This window comes from Mycobacterium sp. 4858 (assembly GCF_900240975.1).
GTDB lineage: Bacteria > Actinomycetota > Actinomycetes > Mycobacteriales > Mycobacteriaceae > Mycobacterium.
Map to the genome: position 1 here is coordinate 1,825,355 of NZ_LT968776.1, position 19,937 is coordinate 1,845,291.

Sequence of the window (19,937 nt, forward strand, 5' to 3'; positions counted from 1 at the left end):
GTACTGTGATCCGCAACACCGCCCGCCCTAGGAGATATCCGGTGACACTTCCTACCGGCACTACTGAACTCGCCGAACTTCACGATCTGATCGGCGGCCTGCGGCGGTGCGTCGGCTCCCTGAGGAATCGCTACGGCGACAACCCGGCGATGCGGCGCATCGTCATCGACGCGAACCGCATCCTGTCCGACGTCGAATTGCTCGACACCGACGTATCCGAGCTGGACCTGACGCGGGCCACCGTGCAGCATTCCGGCGAGAAAATCGTCATCCCCGACACCCAGTACGACAGCGAATTCTGGCGCGACGTCGACGACGAGGGTGTCGGGGGTCACAGCAGGTACTGACAACCCAAGCCCCCCGAAAAATGAGGGGGTGCTCTCTGTGTACCCTTCGACCAACAGCCCGTTCGAAGAGGAACACTAGATGAGCGCACCCACGGCGAACCGTCCTGCGTCAGGTGTCTTTTCACCCACGCGCGCCAGCATCCCCCAACGGACCCTACGCACCGACCGGTGGTGGATGTCGCCGCTGCGGATCGACCTGGGCTTCGCGGCGTTTGTCATCTACGCGACGGTGCGCGCGTTCCAACGCGACGACTTCTTCGTCCCGAAGTACCACTACCTGACCCCGTTCTACTCGCCGTGCGTGAGCAAGGCGTGCGGGGCGGCCGGCGACTTCTGGCCGCAGATCCTGCCGGACGTCTGGTGGCTGCCCTACGCGGCGCTGACGTTGCCCTTCCTGCTGCTGTTCCGGCTGACCTGCTACTACTACCGCGGCGCCTACTACCGCACGGTGTGGCAGTCGCCCAGCGCCTGCGCGGTGGCCGAGCCCCGCGTCCACTACACCGGCGAGACCCGGCTCCCGCTGATCATCCAGAACAGCCACCGGTACTTCTTCTATATCGCCGGCATCATCTCGGTGATCAACACCTACGACGCGATCATCGCGTTCCACTCGGACAGCGGGCCCGGCGGCTTCGGCTTCGGGCTGGGCAACGTGATCATGGTGGGCAACGTCGTCATGCTGTGGGTCTACACGCTGTCCTGCCACTCGTGCCGGCACGTGACCGGCGGACGGCTCAAACACTTCTCCAAGCACCCTGTGCGGTACTGGATCTGGACCCAGGTCAGCCACATCAACACCCGGCACAAGCTGTACGCGTGGATCACGCTGGGCACCCTGATGCTCACCGACTTCTACATCGCACTGGTGGCGGGCGGCGCCATCCCCGATTTGAGATTTGTTGGCTGACAGGCCATCTGAGGAAAACCAGAATTTAGCGAGGGTTTCATGGTTGAGGTCGAGCGGCACGCCTACGACGTAGTCGTCATCGGTGCCGGCGGCGCCGGGCTGCGTGCGGTCATCGAGGCGCGCGAACGCGGCCTCAAGGTCGCGGTGGTGTGCAAGTCGCTGTTCGGCAAGGCCCACACGGTGATGGCCGAGGGCGGCTGCGCGGCGTCGATGGGCAACACCAACCCGAAGGACAACTGGAAGACCCACTTCGGCGACACCATGCGGGGTGGGAAGTTCCTCAACAACTGGCGGATGGCCGAGCTGCACGCCAAGGAGGCACCGGACCGCGTCTGGGAGCTGGAAACCTATGGCGCGCTGTTCGATCGCCTCAAAGACGGCAAGATCAGCCAGCGCAACTTCGGCGGGCACACCTACCCGCGGCTGGCGCACGTCGGTGACCGCACCGGCCTGGAGCTGATCCGCACCATGCAGCAGAAGATCGTCTCGCTGCAGCAGGAGGATCACGCCGAGCTCGGCGACTACGAGGCGCGCATCAAGGTGTTCGCCGAGTGCACCATCACCGAACTGATCAAGGACGGTGACGCGATCGCCGGCGCGTTCGGCTACTGGCGCGAGACGGGCCAGTTCGTCCTGTTCGAGGCGCCCGCGGTGGTCCTGGCCACCGGCGGCATCGGCAAGTCGTTCAAAGTCACCTCGAACTCCTGGGAGTACACCGGCGACGGGCACGCCCTGGCCCTGCGGGCCGGCGCATCGCTGATCAACATGGAGTTCGTCCAGTTCCACCCCACGGGCATGGTGTGGCCCCCCAGCGTGAAGGGGATCCTGGTCACCGAGGGCGTCCGCGGCGACGGCGGGGTGCTGAAGAACTCTGACAACAAGCGGTTCATGTTCGACTACATCCCGCCGGTGTTCAAGGGCCAGTACGCCGAGACCGAACAAGAGGCCGACCAGTGGCTCAAGGACAACGACTCGGCCCGCCGGACCCCCGACCTGCTGCCCCGCGATGAGGTCGCGCGCGCGATCAACTCGGAGGTCAAGGCCGGCCGCGGCAGCCCGCACGGCGGCGTGTTCCTGGACATCGCGTCCCGGTTGACGCCCGAGGAGATCAAGCGGCGGCTGCCGTCGATGTACCACCAGTTCAAGGAGCTGGCCGGCGTCGACATCACCAAGGAGCCGATGGAAGTCGGGCCCACGTGCCACTACGTGATGGGCGGCGTCGAGGTCGACGCCGACACGGGTGCGGCCACCGTCCCGGGCCTGTTCGCGGCCGGCGAGTGCTCCGGCGGCATGCACGGGTCCAACCGCCTGGGCGGCAATTCGCTGTCGGACCTGCTCGTCTTCGGCCGGCGGGCCGGGCTGGGCGCGGCCGACTACGTGCGCGCGCTCAGCAGCCGCCCGACCATCTCGGCCGACGCCGTCGAGACCGCGGCGAAGCGGGCGCTGTCCCCGTTCGAGGGACCGGCCAACGGCGCCGCGGCGGAGAACCCCTACACGCTGCAGCTCGAGCTGCAGCAGTCGATGAATGACCTGGTGGGCATCATCCGCAAGGCCGACGAGGTCTCCGAGGCGCTCTCCCGCCTGGACAAGCTGCGCGAGCGGTTCAAGAACATGCACGTCGAGGGCGGTCGCCAGTACAACCCCGGCTGGAACCTCGCCATCGACCTGCGCAACATGCTGCTGGTCAGCGAGTGCGTCGCCAAGGCCGCGCTGGAGCGCACCGAGAGCCGCGGCGGCCACACCCGCGACGACCACCCGTCGATGGATTCGGGCTGGCGCAAGGTGCTGCTGGTCTGCCAGGCCGCCGGCGGCGACGAGGTGATCCCGGACATCAGCATCACCCGCAAGGACCAGGTGCCGATGCGGCCGGATCTGCTGGAGCTCTTCGAGATCTCCGAGCTGGAGAAGTACTACACCGACGACGAGCTGGCCGAGCATCCAGGACGGAGAGGCTAATGACCTACAACGCGACCATGCGTGTGTGGCGCGGTGACGATGCCAGCGGCGCGCTGCAAGACTTCACGGTTGAGGTCAACGAGGGCGAGGTGGTGCTCGACATCATCCATCGCCTGCAACAGACCCAGACGCCCGACCTCGCGGTGCGGTGGAACTGCAAGGCGGGCAAGTGCGGCTCCTGCTCGGCGGAGATCAACGGGGTGCCGCGGTTGCTGTGCATGACCCGGATGTCCACGTTCGCCGAGGACGAGGTCGTGACGGTCACGCCGCTGCGCACCTTCCCGGTGATCCGGGACCTGGTCACCGACGTCTCCTTCAACTACGAGAAGGCGCGTGAGATCCCCGCCTTCGCGCCGCCGAAGGATCTGCAGCCGGGCGAGTACCGGATGGCGCAGGCCGATGTGCAGCGGTCGCAGGAGTTCCGCAAGTGCATCGAGTGCTTCCTGTGTCAGAACGTGTGCCACGTGATCCGCGACCACGAGGAGAACAAGAAGGCGTTCGCCGGGCCGCGTTTCCTGATGCGCATCGCCGAGCTCGAGATGCACCCGCTGGACACGCTGGACCGGCGCAACCAGGCGCAGGAGGAGCACGGCCTGGGCTACTGCAACATCACCAAGTGCTGCACCGAGGTCTGCCCGGAGAACATCAAGATCACCGACAACGCGCTGATCCCGATGAAAGAGCGGGTCGCCGACCGCAAGTACGACCCCGTGGTGTGGTTGGGCAACAAGCTGTTCCGGCGCTGAGGCGTTAGCGCGCCCGGCACGCCGGGTACCCGCATATCACCCCGTCGGGCCCGAACCCGACGGTCTGCCCCCAACCGAAAAGCAGTGTGGACGATATGCGAGAAACCACCAGCGTCAACGAAATTCGAACCGCGATCCGGGAGATGTCCATGCGCGCCGATCTCGCGCGCAAGGAAGGCCGCCCCGACGACGCCGCCGAGATCGAGCGGCGGATTGCGGGCTATCGGGCCGAGCTCAGCCGCCGACCCTAGCCCGGTCAGGCGCCGAGGCGCCGGAACACGCTGCGGTGAAACACGATCGGCGCCACCTCGGCGTCGATGGTCACCTCGTTGACCCGCAGCACCACGATGGTGTGATCCCCCGCCGGGATCAGCTGCTCGACCGCGCTTTCCAGCCACAGGCCGGTGCCCTTGATGAAGACCGCCCCGCTGTCCCTGGACACCGTCTCCAGGCCGGCGAACCTGTCGCCGGTCTTGGCGGCCAGGGTCCGCGCCGCCTCGTCATGAGCCTCGCCGAGCACGCTGATGCCCAGCATGGGCAGGTCCTTGAGCTTGGGCCACGTCGTCGACGTGTTCTGCACGCAGAACGACACCAGCGGCGGGTCCAGCGAGACGGGGACGAAGGTGCTCGCCGCGAGGCCCTCCCGGGCGCCCCGGACCTCCGCGGCGATGGCGACCACCCCCGACGGGAAGTGGCCGAAGGCCTCGCGAAGTGTGGACGGTGTCAGGTTCTTGTTCGAGTTCACCGGAATTCATTCGCCCCTTGAGCCGAGAACGGGATTCTCGTCCCCGACCCTACCTGGCGAATACCCGTGCGCTGAAGCCACATCGGGGTGCGCGCGCAGCCTGCTCTTCCAGGCGTTGCGGCCGTAGACGGAGAAGATCGGATCCGAGGGGTCGACCACCCGGCCTGCGCGTGCCCGCAGCTCGGCCGGCAGCGTCAGCACCGGGATCCGCGCGTCCAACCGTGGGTTGAAGAAATAGGGCACCGAGATCCGTTCCGCCTGCTGCGCGTCCAGGGTCACCCGGTGCTCGGTGGCCCGCAGGTAACCGCCCGTGGCCACCTCGAGCAGCTCGCCGATGTTGACGACGAAGGCGCCGTCGGCGGGCGGCACGTCGATCCAGTCCTGGGTTCCGGGGCGGCGCACCTGCAGGCCCCGGCTGCCCGGCTCGGCCAGCAGCAGCGTGAGCACCCCGGCGTCCTTGTGCGGGCCGACCCCCTGCGGCGAGGCGGCGCTCCGCGGGTAGCGCACGATCTTGATCAGCGTGGCGGGGGTTTCGGCGAAGGCGGGGTCGAAGACGTCCGGCGGACTTCCCAGGGAGGCCGCCCAGTGCCGGAGCAGCGTGCGCGCCACCGCGGACAGCGCCGCGTCCCACTCGGCGACGATGCCCGGCAGCTCGGGCAGCGCGGCCGGCCACTGGTTGGGCCCCTGCAACCACAGGTAGTCCGGCTTACCCGGGCCCCCGACGGGCGCCCGCTCCGGTCCGATGTCGATCTGCTCCCGCCAGTCCGTCTGCCCGCAGGTCAGCTCGCCGCCCAGCCGGGTGTAGCCGCGGAAGTGCGGGCTGCGCGCCATCGCGACCGCGTCCTTCTCGGGCTGGGGCAGCTCGAACAGCCGCCGCGCCACCCCCAGCAGCCTGCGGGTGAGCTCGTCGGGCACGCCGTGGCCGGTCAGGTAGAAGAAGCCCACCTCGTGCGCGGCCTCGCGCAACCCCCGCCGCAACGGGGCCGCCGACGTGCGCAGATCCACTACGGGCAGGGTGGTGATGCATCCCATAGTTTCAGATCCGTTTCGTTATCGCCGCAGGTCAGAGGCGCCACATCGGCTCCCCAACCGGTTGGTTAATTAGACGATGAAATCTAGCTCACATTGACTTGCGTTGAACTAACCGAGAGCGATATTTTAGCGGTGTTACTGGTGGGTAACTTAGACCTAGTACCCAACCATTCGAGTGGCATTCTCAACGAGGAGGAACCGTAGTGAGCCACTACAAGAGCAACGTCCGTGACCAGGTGTTCAACCTGTTCGAGGTCCTGGGCGTTGAGAAGGCTTTGGGCGCCGGCGACTACAGCGATCTGGATGTCGACACCGCCCGCGAGATGCTGTCGGAGATCAGCCGGCTGGCCGAGGGGCCCATCGCCGAGTCGTTCGTCGAGGGCGACCGCAATCCCCCGGTATTCGACCCGAAGACCCACTCGGTGACGCTGCCGGAGTCGTTCAAGAAGTCCGTCCGCGCCGTCACCGAGGCCGGTTGGGACAAGGTCGGCATCGACGAGGTCCTCGGCGGCATGCCGATGCCCCGGGCGCTGGTGTGGGCCCTGCACGAGCACCTGCTGGGCGCCAACCCCGCCGTCTGGATGTACGGCGGCGGCGCCGGCTTCGCCAACATCCTCTACCACCTGGGCACCGAGGAGCAGAAGAAGTGGGCCGTGATCTGCGCCGAGCGCGGCTGGGGCTCCACCATGGTGCTCACCGAGCCGGACGCCGGTTCCGACGTCGGCGCCGGGCGGACCAAGGCGATCAAGCAGGACGACGGCTCCTGGCACATCGACGGCGTGAAGCGGTTCATCACCTCCGCGGACTCCGGTGACCTGTTCGAGAACATCTTCCACCTGGTGCTGGCCCGCCCCGAGGGCGCGGGTCCGGGCACCAAGGGCCTGTCGCTGTTCTTCGTGCCGAAGTTCCTGTTCGACTTCGAGACCGGCGAGCTGGGCGAGCGCAACGGCGTCTTCGTCACCAACGTCGAGCACAAGATGGGCCTGAAGGTGTCGGCCACGTGTGAGCTGTCCTTCGGCCAGCACGACGTGCCCGCCAAGGGCTGGCTGGTCGGCGAGGTGCACAACGGCATCGCGCAGATGTTCGAGGTCATCGAGCAGGCGCGCATGATGGTCGGGACCAAGGCCATCGCGACGCTGTCGACCGGTTACCTGAACGCGCTGGAGTACGCCAAGTCCCGCGTGCAGGGCGCCGACATGACGCAGATGACCGACAAGACCGCTCCGCGGGTGACCATCACGCACCACCCCGACGTGCGCCGGTCGCTGATGACCCAGAAGGCCTACGCCGAGGGGCTGCGTGCGCTGTACCTCTACACCGCGACCTACCAGGACGCGGCGGTTGCCGAGGCGGTGCACGGTGTGGACGCCGAACTGGCCGTCAAGGTCAACGACCTGATGTTGCCGGTGGTCAAGGGTGTCGGTTCCGAGCAGGCCTACGCCAAGCTCACCGAGAGCCTGCAGACTTTCGGTGGGTCCGGCTTCCTGCAGGACTACCCGATCGAGCAGTACATCCGCGACGCCAAGATCGACTCCCTCTACGAGGGCACCACGGCCATCCAGGCGCAGGACTTCTTCTTCCGGAAGATCATCCGCGACAAGGGTGTGGCGCTGGCCCACGTGTCGGGCGAGATTCAGAAGTTCGTGGACAGCGAGTCGGGCAACGGCCGGCTGAAGTCCGAGCGCGAGCTGCTGGCCAAGGCGCTGGCCGACGTGCAGGCGATGGCGGCCACGCTGACCGGTTACCTGATGGCGGCGCAGGAGGACGTGACCAGCCTCTACAAGGTGGGCCTGGGATCGGTGCGCTTCCTGATGAGCGTCGGCGACCTGGTCATCGGCTGGTTGCTGCAGCGTCAGGCCGCGGTGGCGGTGCAGGCGCTGGACGCCGGCGCCAGCGGCGACGAGCGGTCCTTCTACGAGGGCAAGGTCGCGGTGGCGTCGTTCTTCGCGAAGAACTTCCTGCCGCTGCTGGCGAGCACCCGCGAGGTGATCGAGACGCTGGACAACGACATCATGGAGCTCGACGAGGCCGCCTTCTAGGCCGCCGCCGAGATGATGAGCAAAACCCCGCTCCCGAAATGGGAGCGGGGTTTTTATCTGGCGCCCCAGGCACCAAAAAAGGCCGCCGCTGGATCCCCTCACTCCAGCGGCGGCCCTTCTCGCACGCCCGGCGCGTTCTTTTCGCCCCCGGGCGACGGACTAGGGATGCCCCGTATTGCCGTCGGGGTCGGGGGGTCAGACCACAACACGGGGTCATCCGCGCTCTCGAATACCCCTCCGCCCGGATTACTAACCCGCTGTGACCGATGTCATGAAACCGGCCGGCTCAGGCCTCCAGGATCGCGGCCACGCCCTGCCCGCCCGCGGCGCAGATGGAAACCAGGGCCCGCAGCGGCTTGCCCGCGCCGCCCTTCTGCTCCGCCTTCTTCTCCGCGAGCTGCTTGGCCGCCTGGGCGAGGATCCGCCCGCCGGTGGCGGCGAAGGGATGGCCGGCGGCCAGCGACGAGCCGTTGACGTTGAGCTTGGCCCGGTCGATCGAACCCAGCGCGGCGTCCAGCCCCAGCCGTTCCTTGCAGTAGTCCTCCGACTCCCACGCCTGCAGGTGCGCCAGCACCACCGAGGCGAAGGCCTCGTGGATCTCGTAGAAGTCGAAGTCCTGCAGGCTCAGGCCGTTGCGCGCCAGCAGTCGCGGCACCGCGTAAGTCGGCGCCATCAGCAGGCCGTCCCGGCCGTTGACGTAGTCGACGGCGGCGGTTTCGGCGTCCACCAGGAAGGCCAGCGGCGTCAGCGAGTGGGCGGCCGCCCACTCCTCGCTGGAAAGCAGCGCGACCGACGCCCCGTCGGTCAGGGGGGTCGAGTTGCCCGCCGTCATCGTCGCGTCGCCGGACTTCACCCCGAACACCGGCTTGAGCTTCGCCAGCTTCTCGGCCGACGAATCCGGCCGCAGGTTGTCGTCGCGGTAGAGGCCGAGGAACGGGGTGACCAGGTCGTCGAAGAAACCCCGATCGTAGGCGGCCGCCATGTTGCGGTGGCTGGCGGCGGCGAGCTCGTCCTGGTCGACGCGCTTGATGCCCATCTGCTTGGCGGTGATCGCCTGGTGCTCGCCCATGGACAGCCCCGTGCGGGGCTCGCTGTTGACCGGGATCTGGATACCCAGGGTCGCGGGCAGCGTGCCCACCAGCCTCAGCCGCTGGACGTTGGACTTGGAGCGGCGCAACTTGAGCAGCGTGCGGCGCAGGTTGTCGCCGAGGGCGATCGGCGGGTCGGAGGTGGTGTCGACGCCGCCCGCGGCGGCCACCTCGTAGCGGCCGGACGCGATGCCGTCGGAGGCGGCGATCGCCGCCTGCAGGCCGGTGCCGCAGGCCTGTTGCAGGTCGAACGCCGGCGTGTACGACGACAGCTCGGAGCCCAGCACGCATTCGCGGGTGAGGTTGAAGTCCCGGCTGTGCTTGAGCACGGCGCCGCCGACCACCGCACCCAAGCGCTCGCCGGCCAACCCGAAGCGGTCGACCAGCCCACCCAGCGCGGCGGTGAACATGTCCTGGTTGGACGCCTCGGCGTACGCGCCGTCGGACCGGGCGAACGGGATGCGGTTGCCGCCCAGCACGGCGACTCGTCGCCGCTGCGAGCTGCGCTGGTTGCTTGCCTCGGAACTTGCAGGGGCCACTGTCTTCTCCGTGTATCTGCGGTCTGTTGGTTTTCCGGATGCCCGTTGGGGCCATACTACCCACTGTTCTTACTCTGAAGTAAGTTCGACCTCGATACGGTTGTGCTGTAGGCGCACCCCCGACTGAGAAGCAGATGGAAGGTAGCTCCGGTGGCTCCCAAGGTCTCGTCCGATCTGTTCACGCAGATCGTCAACTCCGGTCCTGGATCGTTTCTGGCCAAGCAACTCGGCGTCCCGCAGCCCGAGACCTTGCGCCGCTATCGGCCCGGCGATCCGCCGCTGGCCGGGTCCCTGCTGATCGGCGGTGAGGGCCGCGTGGTCGAGCCGCTGCGCGCCGCGCTGGCCAAGGACTACGACCTGGTCGGCAACAACCTGGGTGGCCGCTGGGCCGACCAGTTCGGCGGCCTGGTCTTCGACGCCACCGGGATCACGACGCCGGAGGGGCTGCGGGGGCTGTACGAATTCTTCACCCCGCTGCTGCGCAACCTGGGCCACTCGGCCCGCGTCGTCGTGGTCGGCACCACGCCCGACGCCGCCGCCGGCCCGCACGAGCGGATCGCGCAGCGCGCGTTGGAAGGGTTCACCCGCTCGCTGGGCAAGGAGCTGCGCAACGGCACGACGGTGGCGCTGGTGTACCTGTCGCCCGACGCCAAACCCGCTGCGACGGGCCTGGAATCGACCATGCGGTTCATCCTGTCGGCCAAGTCGGCCTACGTCGACGGCCAGGTGTTCTACATCGGCGAGGCCGACTCCACACCGCCGGCCGACTGGGACCGGCCACTCGACTCCCGAGTCGCCATCGTGACCGGCGCGGCCCGCGGGATCGGCGCGACGATCGCCGAGGTGTTCGCCCGCGACGGCGCCCGCGTCGTCGCCATCGACGTCGAGTCGGCCGCCGAGGCGCTGGCCGAGACGGCCAGCCGGGTGGGGGGCACCGCGCTGTGGCTCGACGTCACCACCTCCGACGCCGTCGACAAGATCACCGAGCACCTGCGCGAGCACCACGGCGGGCGGGCCGACGTGCTGGTCAACAACGCCGGCATCACCCGCGACAAGTTGCTGGCCAACATGGACGACGCCCGCTGGGACGCCGTACTGGCCGTGAATCTCCTTGCGCCGCTGCGTCTTACCGAGGGGCTGGTGGGCAACGGCACCCTCGGCGACGGCGGCCGGGTGATCGGACTGTCCTCGATGGCCGGCATCGCGGGCAACCGCGGGCAGACCAACTACGCCACCACCAAGGCCGGGATGATCGGCCTCACCCAGGCACTGGCGCCCGAGCTCTACGGCAAGGGCATCACGATCAACGCCGTCGCCCCGGGGTTCATCGAAACCCAGATGACCGCCGCAATCCCGCTGGCCACCCGCGAGGTGGGCCGCCGGCTGAACTCGCTGCTGCAGGGCGGCCAACCCGTCGACGTCGCCGAAACCATCGCCTACTTCGCCAGCCCGGCGTCAAACGCGGTGACGGGCAACGTCATTCGCGTCTGCGGCCAGGCCATGCTGGGCGCATAGCTGCGACGAGGGGAACGCGATGAACCAGCCAAGCGGTCTGAAGAACATGTTGCGCGCCGCCGCGGGGGCACTGCCGGTGGTGTCGCGCGGGAACCAGCTGCCGACGCGCACGGTGGCCATCGAGGAATTGCCCATCGACCGCGCGAACGTGGCCGAGTACGCCGATGTCACCGGCGTGCGGTACGGCAACAGCGTGCCGCTCACCTATCCGTTCGCGCTGACCTTCCCCGCGATGATGTCGCTGGTGACCGGGTTCGACTTCCCTTTCGCCGCAATGGGTTCGGTGCATGTCGAGAATCACATCACGCAGTATCGGCCGATCGCGGTCACCGACACCGTCGGCGTGCGCGTGCACGCCGAGAACCTGCGGGAGCACCGCAAAGGCCTGCTGGTCGACCTGGTGACCGATGTGAGCGTCGGTACCGACACCGCGTGGCATCAGGTGACGACCTTCCTGCACCAGCAACGCACCAGCCTGTCCGACGAGCCCAAGACGCCACCGCAGAAGCAGCCCAAGCTGCCCCCACCCAGCGCGGTCGTGCGCGTCAGTCCCGGCCTGATCCGTCGTTACGCCGTCGTCGGTGGCGATCACAACCCGATCCACACCAACCCGATCGCGGCCAAGCTGTTCGGCTTCCCGACCGTCATCGCGCACGGAATGTACAGCGCCGCAGCCGTATTGGCGAACATCGAAGCGCGGCTCCCGGACGCGGTGAAGTATTCGGTGAAGTTCGGCAAGCCGCTGGTGCTGCCCGCCACCGCGGGGCTGTACATCGACGAAGGCCATGACGGCTGGGATATCGCGCTGCGCAACATCGCCAAGGGCTATCCGTATCTGACCGGCACCGTGCGGGCGCTGTAGACGCTTCAGCCCGAGTGCGTCCCCACCCGCCCGCTGACCAGAAGCTTCAAGCCGTACGCACCGACCGCGGTGACCAGGAAGACCAGGAGCAGCCAGAGCGGCGGGCGGGCGAGCTCCCAGACGAAGATCGCCGCCCAGATCGGTGAGCCCTGCGTCACGGCGAGCACGCCGGCGGCGCCCGCCAGCGAGACCGTCGGCCCGTGCAGATGCATTCCGGCCGCCATGTTCATCGTCAGCACCAGCAGCGATCCCGCGGCCGCGCCGGTGGCCAGCGACGGCGTCAGCATGCCGCCGGCGCCGCCCGCACGGAGGAACAGCGCGGTCAACAACGGCTTGAGGGCCAGGATCGCGGCGGCGGCGGACAGCGTCAGCCCGCTGGCCAGGCTGACGGTCAGGATGCTGCGGCCGTTGCCGGGCAACTCGGGCCACCAATGCGAACAGATGCCCATCACCAGCCCGGCGCCGGCGAGCGCGGGGACCAGCACCCAGGTGCGCATCTGCCTGGCCGGCCGTGCCGCCGCCATCAACCGGTTGAACCCCAGCCCCACCGCGAGCGCCAGCGGCGCCAGGATCAGCGCCTGACCGGTCAGTTCGAAGGACAGGTTCGCGTTGGGCCACTCCAGGGTGGGTTGATCGTGCGTGACGGCCGAGCACACGGCCACGGCCAGGCTGGACGTGATCAGCGCGGCGCCCAGCGCCCGCGGATGCCAGGTGGTCAGCATGATCCGCGCGGCGAACAGCGCGCCGGCGACGGGAACGGCGTAGACCGCGCCGAGCCCGGCACCGGCCGCGCACGCCAGCAGGATCTCGCGATCGCGCGACGTCAACCGTCCCAGCCACGCGGTGCCCCAGTCGCCCAGGGCCGCGGCGAACTGGCGGGGCGCACCCTCGCGGCCGAGGGACGCGCCGGAGCCGACCAGCAGCACCTGCAGCAGCGCGTCGATGCTCCAGGACAGCCGCGGCACCGGTTCCCGGCGGGCGATGGTTTCGGCCAGCGGCGGCACCGCTGCCCCGCGCCGCAGCGCCCACCAGCCGAGCCCGGCCAAGGCGCTGCCGATCATTGGACCCACGGCACGGCGCACCGGGCTGCTCGCGGCCACGCCGGCGAGCAGCGCGCCGAAGGTGTAGTGGTAGGTGACGTGCTGGACGAAGCGCAGCACGAACGTCGCCGCCAGCCCGGCCACCCCGGCCAGCAACCCGACGATGACTACGGCGCAGAAGAATTCGGCGTTGCGGCGGGCGGGCGGTCGAGCCACACGTCGAATGTAGGGGTTAGCGGGCGCCGGCGCTGGGGCCGCCCTTCTCCGGCCGCGCCGCCGCGGCGGCCTCCCGCTCCTCCGGCGCGCCGCGCAGGCCGTGCCAGAACAGGTTGATCATCAGCTCGGCCGCCTCGTCGGCGTCGATGTCGCCGGTGCTGAGCTGGTTGGCCGTCGCCTCGCCCGCGCCCACCAGCGCCACCGCCATCATCTCGTTTTCGCGCTCGGTCCGCCGGGTGCGGCTGCCGGCCCGCACCAGCCCGGCGACCAGTTCGATGATCTGCTCCCGACCCTCGCGCACCATGTGCGCGAACGCCTGAGAACTGGTGGCCTGGGTGTACATCACGATCCACGACGCCCGGTTGGCGTCGATGTAACGCATGAACGACACGATGGTGTTGCGCAGCAGGTCTTTCGGGCTCTGCGTGAAGTCGATGTCGGCGCGCACCGCGTCGATAAACCGGCTCATCTCACGGTTCAGGCAGGCGCCGAACAGGTCTTCCTTGGAGCCGTAGTACAGGTAGAGCATCGGCTTGGAGATCTGCGCCTCGGCGGCGATGGCGTCCATCGAGGTCTCGTGGTAGCCGTTGACCGAGAACATCTGCACCGCGGCGTCGAGCATCTGTTGCTCGCGGACAGCACGCGGTAAGCGCTTGGTGCCACCCGCCATCGCATGCCTCTCTTAGCCCCGCTATCTGACTCCAGGGTAAGCAACGCGCGGCGGGCGCACAGGCGATCTAGTGGCCATGGCGGCGACCCGCTAGTGGCCGCAGGCGGGGCTGCGGCCTTTCATGGTCGCCACGCGCCCGAGTGCGTCGTCGACCCGCTGCGCGGGCAGTTCGTCGGCGGCCACCGCCTTCTGCAGCCGGTCCAGTACTGCGGGCACCTCGTCGGTGGTGACCCAGAGCGCGACGTCGGTCCCGGCCTGCAGGGTGCGCAGCACCGCCTCGGCGACGCCGTACCGGTCGGAGATGGCGCCCATGCTGGACAGGTCGTCGGTGAACACCGGGCCGTTGAACGGCGGGCCGCCATAGCCGACGCCGTCCCGCAGCAGCCGCACCGCCGCGGGGCTCAGGCTGGCCGGGTCGTCGCCGGTCAGCCCGGGGACCTGCAGGTGGCCCAGCATCACCGCCACCGGGGCCGCGGTCACCAGCGTGCGGTAGGGCACCAGGTCGACGTTCTGCAGGTCGGCCAGGGGCGGGGTCACCACGCCGCCGGTGTGCGAGTCGCCAGAGCCGTGCCCGTGGCCGGGGAAGTGCTTGAGCACCGGCAGCAGCCCGGCGTCCCGCAGGCCCTGCGCGTACGCGCCGGCGTAGGCGGTGACCGTGTTGGGGTCGCCGCCGAACGAGCGGTCCCCGATCACGCCGTCGGTGGCGTCGGTGACGTCAACGACGGGCGCGAAGTCGATGGTGATGCCCAGGTCTTTCATCTTCTTGCCGCGCTCGGCGGCCAGGTCGTGGACCTGGGCGACGGTCTGGGTCTGGGCCAGCTGCCGGGGCGATGGCGCCTCCCCGATGAGCGACCGCAACCGCGACACCCGGCCGCCCTCCTCGTCGACGCTGACCGCCAGCGGGAGCGGCCCGGCCTTCGCCGCGATGTCGGCCAGCGGGCCCTTGAAGATCGACAGGTCGGTCCAGCTGCCGATGAAGATGCCCCCGACGTGGTAGCCGTTGACCACCGACCGGGCGTCATCGGCGTTCTTGACGCCGACCATCAACAGCTGGGCCAGCTTGTCGCGGACCGGCAGCGTGGTGAGGTCACCGCATGCCGGCGGCGCGGGCGCGGCCGACGGCTTGCTGACCGAAGCCGACGGGCCGGGAGGCCGCGCGGCGTGGTGAGCGCAGCCCGCCACCAACGCCGACACGGACGCGAGCACGGCCAGGGTGCGCGAAAATGACATCGGGCCATGTTTTCATGGCGCTATCCGGGTCTCCGGATCTGGGGAGCGACGGGGTTTGCGTCGGGGGTTTTCTCCTTCGGGTGCGGGGGCACTCCTGGGCTGGTGCCAGCGGGGCTAGGGGGCCAAGATGCCAGCGTTGACCGGTTTCACCCTGGCCGCCGCGGCCAGCATCGCGGTCGGTCTGTCGGTCGGCGTCGCGACCACCGTCGGCGTCACGCTGGCCGTCGCCGACCACGGCGCGGCGCCGGTGCGGGGCCGCCCCGCGCTGCTGATCCCGCTCGGTCCCCATCAGGTGCAATACGGCGACCGGTGCTTTCACGGGCACTGCCTGCCCTGACCAGGGCACCGGGGCGCAAACCGCGCTTCTGCTAGGTTGTCGCTAGGCCGTCGCCACGTTTTCCGATGCTGTAAGGAGCCTTGATGAACCGGATCATTGCGCCCGCCGCCGCGAGCGTGGTGGTTGGTCTCTTGCTCGGCGCGGCAGCGATTTTCGGGATCACCTTGATGGTGCAGCAGGACACGAAACCGCCACTCCCCGGGGGCGATCCGCAGTCGTCAGTGCTCAACCGGGTCGAGTACGGCAACCGTAGCTAGCGGCGATCGCAAGCGCGGCGAAGCCGGGCGTAGCGGGTCGCCGCCATCGGAATCCGGCGATCGCAAGCGCGGCGAAGCCGGGCGTAGCGGGTCGCCGCCATCGGAATCAGCGGCGAGTACGTGGGCCGGCGCGCCGGCCCCGCCCTCGTCGGCCGTGCCCCTTCCGCGCCGGTGGCTGTGGTTGGCCGGGGCGATCGCCCTGCTGCTGAGCTTCGCCCAGTCGCCGGGACGGGTCTCCCCCGACACCAAACTGGATCTCACCGCCAACCCGCTGCGCTTCCTGGCCCGGGCCACCAACCTGTGGAACAGCGAGCTGCCATTCGGGCAGGCGCAGAACCAGGCCTACGGCTACCTGTTCCCGCACGGCACCTTCTTTGCGATCGGCCACCTGCTTTCGGTGCCGGGGTGGGTCACTCAACGGCTGTGGTGGGCGCTGCTGCTCACCGTCGGCTTCTGGGGGCTGTTGCGGGTGGCCGAGGCGCTGGGGATCGGCAGCCCGGCGTCGCGGGTCATCGGCGCCGCGGCGTTCGCGCTGTCGCCGCGGGTGCTGACCACCCTGGGCTCCATCTCGTCGGAGACCCTGCCAATGATGCTGGCGCCGTGGGTGTTGCTACCGACGATCCTGGCGCTGCGCGCGTCGGGCAACCGGTCGGTGCGAGCGCTCGCCGCGCAGGCCGGTCTGGCCGTCGCGCTGATGGGCGCGGTCAACGCCATCGCCACGCTGGCCGGCTGCCTGCCGGCGGTGATCTGGTGGGCCTGTCACCGGCCCAACCGGTTGTGGTGGCGCTACACCGGGTGGTGGCTGCTTTCGCTGTTCCTGGCGATGGCGTGGTGGGTGGTGGCGCTGGTGATGCTGCGGGTCATCAGCCCGCCCTTCCTGGACTTCATCGAATCCTCGGGGGTGACGACGCAATGGTCGTCGCTGACCGAGATACTGCGCGGCACCGACAGCTGGACCCCGTACGTGGCGCCGACCGCCACGGCGGGCGCGCCACTGGTGACCGGCTCCGCGGCCGTTCTGGCCACCTGCCTGGTCGCGGCGGCGGGGCTGGCGGGGCTGGCGAGTCCGGCGATGCCGGCCCGCGGGCGGTTGGTGACGATGCTGTTCGTCGGCGTGGCGCTGATGGCCGCCGGTTACAGCGGTGGGCTCGGCTCGCCGGTGGCGCACGCGGTGCAGGCGTTCCTGGACGCCGGCGGGGCGCCGCTGCGCAACGTGCACAAGCTGGGGTCGGTGGTCCGGATCCCGATCGCGCTGGGCATCGCCCAGGTGTTGGGGCGGGTCCCGCTCCCCGGCCGGGCCCCCGCCTCGGGGTGGCTGCGCGCGTTCGCCCACCCGGAGCGCGACAGGCGGGTGGCCGTCGCGATCGTCGTGCTGACGGCCCTGATGGTGAGCACGTCGCTGGCGTGGACCGGCCGGCTGACCCCGCCCGGCACCTTCAGCGCGATACCCCGGTACTGGCAGGAAACCGCCGACTGGCTCGACCGGCACAACTCGGGCACCCCGACGCCCGGTCGGGTGCTGGTGGTCCCGGGGGCGCCGTTCGCCACGCAGGTGTGGGGGACCAGCCATGACGAGCCGCTGCAGGTGCTCGGCGGCAGCCCCTGGGGCGTGCGCGACTCCATCCCCCTGACCCCGCCGCAGACCATTCGGGCACTCGATTCGGTGCAGCGCCTTTTCGCCGCCGGGCGCCCGTCGGCGGGGCTCGCGGATACGCTTGCCCGCCAAGGTGTTTCGTACCTGGTGGTGCGCAACGACTTGGACCCGGACACGTCGCGCTCCGCGCGGCCCATCCTGGTGCACCGCGCCGTCGACGGTTCCCCCGGGTTGCAGAAGGTGGCGCAGTTCGGCGAGCCGGTGGGCCCCGGCACCCTCGCGGGCTTCGTCGCCGACAGCGGCCTGCGCCCGCGCTATCCGGCCGTCGAGGTGTATCGGGTCGCCGGTGGTTCGGGAGTGCCGTACTTCGCCGACGTCGACCGGCTGCCGCGGGTGGACGGCGGACCGGAGGTGCTGCTGCGCCTCGACGAGCGCCGCCGGCTGCAGGGCGAGCCGCCGTTGGGTCCGGTGCTGATGACCGCCGACGCGCGGGGCGCCGGGCTGCCGGTGCCGACGGTGACCGTCACCGACACCCCGGTGGCCCGCGAGACGGACTACGGCCGGGTGGACCAGCATTCGTCGGCGATCCGGGCCGACGGCGACGCGCGGCACACCTACAACCGGGTACCCGACTATCCCGTCCCCGGCGCCGACCCGGTCGTCGGCGCCTGGACCGGCGGCCGGGTCACCGTGTCGAGCTCGTCGTCGGACTCCACCGCGATGCCCGACGTCGCACCGGCGACCTCCCCCGTCGCCGCGGTCGACGGCGACCCGGCGACCGCCTGGGTGTCCAACTCCCTGCAGGCCGCCGTCGGCCAGTGGCTGCAGGTCGATTTCGACCACCCGGTGACCAACGCGGCGATCACGCTGACCCCCAGCGCGACCGCCGTGGGCGCGCAGGTGCGCCGCATCCTGCTCGAAACGGCGACCGGCAGCACCACCCTGCGCTTCGACGAGGCGGGCAAGCCGCTCGCCGCGGCCCTGCCCTACGGCGAGACGCCGTGGGTGCGGATCACCGCCGCGGGCACCGACGACGGCTCTCCCGGCGTGCAATTCGGCATCACCGATCTGTCGATCACCCAGTACGACGCGTCCGGATTCGCCCACCCGGTCGACCTGCGGCATACCGTGCGGGTCCCCGGGCCACCGCCCGGCTCGGCCGTCGCGGGCTGGGACCTGGGTTCGGAATTGCTCGGCAGGCCGGGCTGCGCGCCGACGCCCGACGGTGTGCGCTGCGCGCCGTCGATGGCCCTGGCGCCGGAAGAGCCGGTGAATCTCAGCCGGACGCTGACCGTTCCGGCGCCGGTCTCGGTGAGCCCGCTGGTGTGGGTGAGGCCCCGGCAGGGGCCCAAGCTGGCCGACATGCTCGCCGAGCCGGGCACCACCCGGGCGCGGGGCGACTCCGACCTGGTGGACGTCCTCGGCTCGGCGTACGCGGCGACCGACGGCGACCCGGCCACCGCGTGGACGGCGCCGCAGCGGGTGGTGCAACACAAGTCCGCCCCGACGCTGACGCTGACCCTGCCGCGGCCCACCGAGGTCACCGCGCTGCGGCTGGTGCCCAGCCGGTCGGCGTTGCCCGCCCACCCCAGGGTGGTGGCCGTCAACCTGGGCGACGGCCCGCAGGTCCGCGCGTTGAAACCCGGTGAGCCGCAGACGATCCCGCTCAACCCCCGGGTCACCGACAGCGTCGCCGTGAGCCTGCTGGACTGGGACGACGTGATCGACCGCAACGCGTTGGGGTTCGACCAGCTCAAGCCGCCGGGGGTGGCCGAGCTGACGGCGCTCGGCGCCGACGGCAACCCGATCGCGCCCGCCGACACGGCCCGCGACCGCGCGCGCGAGATCGCCGTCGACTGCGACCACGGTCCGGTGATCGCGGTCGCGGGCCGGTTCGTGCACACGTCGATCCGCACCACCGTCGGCGCGCTGCTCGACGACGAGCCCATTGCGGCGCGGGCCTGCGACCGCGATCCCATCGCGCTGCCGGCGGGCCAGCAGGAACTGTTGGTCAGCCCGGGCGCCCAGTTCGTCGTCGACGGCGTCGACCTGTCACCGTCAGCGGCTGCCGCCGCCACGCCCAGCCCCGTCGGGGTCCCGGTGTGGCGGACCTGGGGCCCGGACCGTCGCGAGGTGCAGGCTCCGCCATCGGCTACGTCACGAGTACTGGTCATCCCGGAAAGCATCAACCCCGGTTGGGTGGCGCGCACCGCCTCCGGCGCCCGGCTGACCCCGGTGGCCGTCAACGGGTGGCAGCAGGGCTGGGTGGTGCCCCCGGGCGACCCCGGCACCATCACGCTGACCTTCCCGTCCAACACGCCGTACCGAGTGGGGCTGGCGGTGGGGCTGGCCTTGCTGCCGCTGCTGGCCATGCTCGCGCTATGGCGCACCCGGCGCCCTCGGGTCGACGACGCGCCCGCCCGGCCATGGACACCCGGGCCGTGGGCGGCGGTTGCCGTGGTGGCCTGCGGGGCGGTGATCGCCGGCGCGGCCGGGGCCGCCGTGGTCGGGGCCGCCCTGGGCCTGCGGTATGCGCTGCGGGGTCGGCGCCTGGACCGCGCGACGATGGTGGTGAGCGCCGGCGGGCTGATCCTGGCCGGGGCGGTGCTGTCCCGCAATCCCTGGCGATCGGTCGACGGCTACGCGGGCCACTCCGCGAATGTCCAGCTGCTGGCGCTGATTTCGCTGGCGGCGCTCGTGACTTGCGCGGTGGTTCTGCCCGAACGGGTGCGCCCGGGCCGCGACGAATAGCCGGTTAGAGGTATTGGCTGCCGGTTTACCGCCTGCTTGACTGGATATGCGGGTCTGTGTGACCGC

Annotated in this window: 17 protein-coding genes; 11 read left to right on the plus strand and 6 right to left on the minus strand. The window is 70.0% G+C overall.

The features are described 5' to 3' along the window. Window positions 1–41 precede the first annotated feature (41 nt). The 5 genes from C1737_RS17150 (at window position 42) to C1737_RS26885 (ending at window position 4,207) form a co-directional block, all read left to right on the plus strand. The gene (locus tag C1737_RS17150; protein ID WP_067917962.1) at window positions 42–347 is read left to right on the plus strand and encodes a hypothetical protein; all 306 of its coding nucleotides are present in this window, start codon (window positions 42–44) and stop codon (window positions 345–347) included. A 79-nt stretch (window positions 348–426) separates the two neighbouring features. Further along, window positions 427–1,254, plus strand: a complete 828-nt coding sequence (locus tag C1737_RS17155; RefSeq protein WP_102418973.1) for a hypothetical protein — start codon at window positions 427–429, stop codon at window positions 1,252–1,254. A 39-nt stretch (window positions 1,255–1,293) separates the two neighbouring features. Continuing rightward, window positions 1,294–3,210 carry a fumarate reductase/succinate dehydrogenase flavoprotein subunit gene (locus tag C1737_RS17160; RefSeq protein WP_068095322.1) on the plus strand — a complete coding sequence of 639 codons (1,917 nt, stop codon included), beginning with the start codon at window positions 1,294–1,296 and terminating at the stop codon, window positions 3,208–3,210. Continuing rightward, entirely contained in the window at window positions 3,210–3,956 is a 747-nt protein-coding gene (locus C1737_RS17165; RefSeq protein ID WP_067918241.1) for a succinate dehydrogenase/fumarate reductase iron-sulfur subunit, read from the plus strand. Before C1737_RS17160 ends, C1737_RS17165 begins: the two co-directional genes overlap by 1 nt. A 95-nt stretch (window positions 3,957–4,051) precedes the next feature. Further along, window positions 4,052–4,207: a hypothetical protein gene (locus C1737_RS26885; RefSeq protein ID WP_197509049.1), complete on the plus strand. Its 156-nt coding sequence runs from the start codon at window positions 4,052–4,054 to the stop codon at window positions 4,205–4,207. A 5-nt stretch (window positions 4,208–4,212) separates the two neighbouring features. Here C1737_RS26885 and C1737_RS17170 read toward each other — a convergent pair whose 3' ends face one another. Both C1737_RS17170 and C1737_RS17175 read right to left on the minus strand, forming a co-directional pair. Further along, complete coding sequence (locus C1737_RS17170) at window positions 4,213–4,701, minus strand: flavin reductase family protein (RefSeq protein ID WP_068095320.1); 489 nt, start codon at window positions 4,699–4,701, stop codon at window positions 4,213–4,215. 6 nt (window positions 4,702–4,707) lie between these two features. Continuing rightward, window positions 4,708–5,733, minus strand: coding sequence for an isopenicillin N synthase family oxygenase (locus C1737_RS17175; RefSeq protein WP_102418974.1), 1,026 nt, complete (start codon window positions 5,731–5,733; stop codon window positions 4,708–4,710). A 203-nt stretch (window positions 5,734–5,936) separates the two neighbouring features. Here C1737_RS17175 and C1737_RS17180 point away from each other — a divergent pair, with 203 nt between their 5' ends. After that, window positions 5,937–7,772, plus strand: a complete 1,836-nt coding sequence (locus tag C1737_RS17180; RefSeq protein WP_102418975.1) for an acyl-CoA dehydrogenase — start codon at window positions 5,937–5,939, stop codon at window positions 7,770–7,772. Window positions 7,773–8,058: 286 nt separating this feature from the next. Here C1737_RS17180 and C1737_RS17185 read toward each other — a convergent pair whose 3' ends face one another. Next, window positions 8,059–9,399: an acetyl-CoA C-acetyltransferase gene (locus tag C1737_RS17185; protein ID WP_067917820.1), complete on the minus strand. Its 1,341-nt coding sequence runs from the start codon at window positions 9,397–9,399 to the stop codon at window positions 8,059–8,061. Window positions 9,400–9,549: 150 nt separating this feature from the next. Here C1737_RS17185 and C1737_RS17190 point away from each other — a divergent pair, with 150 nt between their 5' ends. Next, window positions 9,550–10,914, plus strand: a complete 1,365-nt coding sequence (locus tag C1737_RS17190) for a 3-oxoacyl-ACP reductase (RefSeq protein WP_102418976.1) — start codon at window positions 9,550–9,552, stop codon at window positions 10,912–10,914. A 19-nt stretch (window positions 10,915–10,933) separates the two neighbouring features. Further along, entirely contained in the window at window positions 10,934–11,776 is an 843-nt protein-coding gene (locus tag C1737_RS17195; RefSeq protein WP_102418977.1) for a MaoC/PaaZ C-terminal domain-containing protein, read from the plus strand. A gap of 5 nt (window positions 11,777–11,781) precedes the next feature. Here C1737_RS17195 and C1737_RS17200 read toward each other — a convergent pair whose 3' ends face one another. From C1737_RS17200 to C1737_RS17210, 3 genes are all read right to left on the minus strand, one after another. After that, window positions 11,782–13,032 (minus strand): chloride channel protein, encoded by a 1,251-nt coding sequence (locus tag C1737_RS17200; protein ID WP_102418978.1) that lies wholly within the window; start codon window positions 13,030–13,032, stop codon window positions 11,782–11,784. 16 nt (window positions 13,033–13,048) lie between these two features. Beyond that, window positions 13,049–13,702, minus strand: a complete 654-nt coding sequence (locus tag C1737_RS17205) for a TetR/AcrR family transcriptional regulator (RefSeq protein WP_102418979.1) — start codon at window positions 13,700–13,702, stop codon at window positions 13,049–13,051. 90 nt (window positions 13,703–13,792) lie between these two features. Beyond that, on the minus strand, window positions 13,793–14,932 hold the full coding sequence (locus C1737_RS17210) for a glycoside hydrolase family 3 N-terminal domain-containing protein (RefSeq protein WP_102418980.1): 1,140 nt from the start codon (window positions 14,930–14,932) through the stop codon (window positions 13,793–13,795). A gap of 136 nt (window positions 14,933–15,068) precedes the next feature. On the opposite strand from C1737_RS17210, the gene C1737_RS17215 reads away from it, so the two are divergent. The 3 genes from C1737_RS17215 (at window position 15,069) to C1737_RS17225 (ending at window position 19,871) form a co-directional block, all read left to right on the plus strand. Next, entirely contained in the window at window positions 15,069–15,269 is a 201-nt protein-coding gene (locus C1737_RS17215) for a DUF2613 domain-containing protein (protein WP_067919947.1), read from the plus strand. A gap of 83 nt (window positions 15,270–15,352) precedes the next feature. Beyond that, a complete protein-coding gene (locus C1737_RS17220; RefSeq protein ID WP_065443914.1) occupies window positions 15,353–15,526 on the plus strand; it encodes a DUF2613 domain-containing protein in 174 nt (57 codons plus the stop codon). A gap of 154 nt (window positions 15,527–15,680) precedes the next feature. Further along, window positions 15,681–19,871 (plus strand): alpha-(1->3)-arabinofuranosyltransferase, encoded by a 4,191-nt coding sequence (locus C1737_RS17225; protein ID WP_102418981.1) that lies wholly within the window; start codon window positions 15,681–15,683, stop codon window positions 19,869–19,871. Window positions 19,872–19,937: the final 66 nt, after the last annotated feature.